The sequence below is a fragment of the Paracoccus aerius genome, assembly GCF_014656455.1.
GTDB lineage: Bacteria > Pseudomonadota > Alphaproteobacteria > Rhodobacterales > Rhodobacteraceae > Paracoccus > Paracoccus aerius.
In genome coordinates this window covers 1-1,774 of record NZ_BNCL01000077.1, presented here as the reverse complement: position 1 = coordinate 1,774, position 1,774 = coordinate 1, and the positions used below count along the sequence as shown (strand labels likewise).

General features: G+C 59.9%; 1 protein-coding gene and 1 pseudogene. One reads left to right on the top strand and one right to left on the bottom strand.

The genetic code is table 11. From position 1 onward, the window contains the following. Nucleotides 1–83 precede the first annotated feature (83 nt). Nucleotides 84–620: pseudogene (locus IE224_RS20735) on the bottom strand (IS30 family transposase); the annotation flags it as partial. A gap of 260 nt (nucleotides 621–880) precedes the next feature. Between IE224_RS20735 and IE224_RS20730 the strand changes: the two are divergent. Continuing rightward, nucleotides 881–1,774 (top strand): outer membrane protein transport protein (locus IE224_RS20730; protein WP_191313412.1); only part of this gene is annotated, 894 nt, incomplete at its 3' end.

The following is a 1,774-nucleotide window of genomic DNA, read 5'->3' as shown; positions in this document are numbered from 1 at the left end:
TACCTCCTCCACGCTGGTGCTTTGCAACATCACCATCTTGGCACATCGCGATGCCGTTTCGGGGTGAGGTATCCACACCATCAATGGCCGAACTGCTTGCGATGCGCGATGACGTCCGGGCGGAACAAGATACTGAGTTCCGGCGCGAACTTCGGGGGCGGGCGCTTGCGTAACCGGTAGCCCCGGCGGCGGCGGCGCCCGGAAGGGAGGTGGCGCCACAGCTCAGCCCGGCGGCCTTCATCGGAGTAGACATGACGATAGATGGTCTCCTGGCAGACCCGGCGCGGGGCACCTTCATAGCGCATCCGGCCGGCGATCTGCTCGGGGGTCCAGCCAGAGCGGAGACAACGCTCGACTTGGTCGCGCAGCCCGGGATCCCGCACCAGCTTGCGCTGCCGGGTCCGTCTTCCATCCGAATAGCCTTGCGCCACGACGCACCAGTAGCCACTGAGTTTCGGGATCTCGCTGTCGTGGAAATGATTGCGGCGCAGCTCGCGGAAGATCGTCGAACGATGCCGGCCGAGCCTTCGCGCCATCTCGTCAGGGCTCAGCTTCATCTGCCGCCAGCGTTCGATCTTGCGGCGTTCCGAAAGGGAAAGGTGAGAGAACCGAACCTTCATTCTATGATCCTTTCATGGCTCAACCCATTGTCGAGCACAGAAAGTCGCATTTCAGAATAGCGCGTCCCCCGGCTATAAGCAAAAATGCGATAAGACTTATTATGGAACATGGGGCTCGAAGAAGGCTACTTTAGCGTCGATAGCCTGCCGATAGGTCGGGACGTTTCTTACCCATCGGCGCCTCATCCTATGCTATCCTTTTTCAGCAGCAAATTGCAGACGCTGACGTGATGATACCCGAGCTTTGACACGAGGCCTTCATGAAGACCGCATGTATCGGCACAGCCGTCTGGCTCCTTTGCGGAACAACCCTTCAAGCTGGCGGTGTCGAGCGGAGCAGCCAGTTCATCGGTCCTCTTTTCGAACCAGGCAACTATCTCGAGCTGAGCTATGGCCATGTTTCGCCCGGCATCACAGGAACAGACCTTCCGCTTGGCCTCTATTCCGGTGGTCAGCGCACTGGCGATGTTGCGTCTTCCTACACCAACTTCGGCTTTGCCTATAAGCACCAGTTCAACGATCTCTGGTCAGCCGCAATCATCCTGGACCAGCCATTCGGGGCCGACATCGCTTATCCAGCCAGTGGTTCGTTCAATCTCGGCGGAACCGGCGTGGTCATCAACAATACCGACCTGACCGGCATCATCCGCGTTGCTGTGCCAGAAAGCGGCTTCGGAGTTCACGCAGGTATTCGCGGAGCGCGCACGGATGGACGCGTGACCTTGGCCGGCGCAGCGTTTGGCCCCATCAGCGGCTACCGTGTCGATGTGGACAGAGATATCGCTTATGGGTGGCTCGCCGGGGTGTCGTGGGAAAGACCGGACATCTCCGCCCGTGTGTCCCTGACCTATAATGCGGTGATCGAGCATGACTTCGACATCTCTGAGACCGGTCCTCTTGTGGATCCCGATGGACCCGGCCCCGCGGCGGCCTTGCCGCTTCTGGACGGGCGTTCCAGGCTGACGGTCAAGACGCCGAAATCCTGGAACCTCGAGTTCCAGACCGGCATCGATCCCAACACCCTTGTCTTCGGCTCCATCCGCTGGGTGGATTGGTCAAGCTTCCGCGTGGATCCTGAGAAGCTGCTTCAGGTGACCGGGAGCGGCCTTGTGGATCTTGACGACACCACCACCTTCACCATCGGCGTAGGCCGT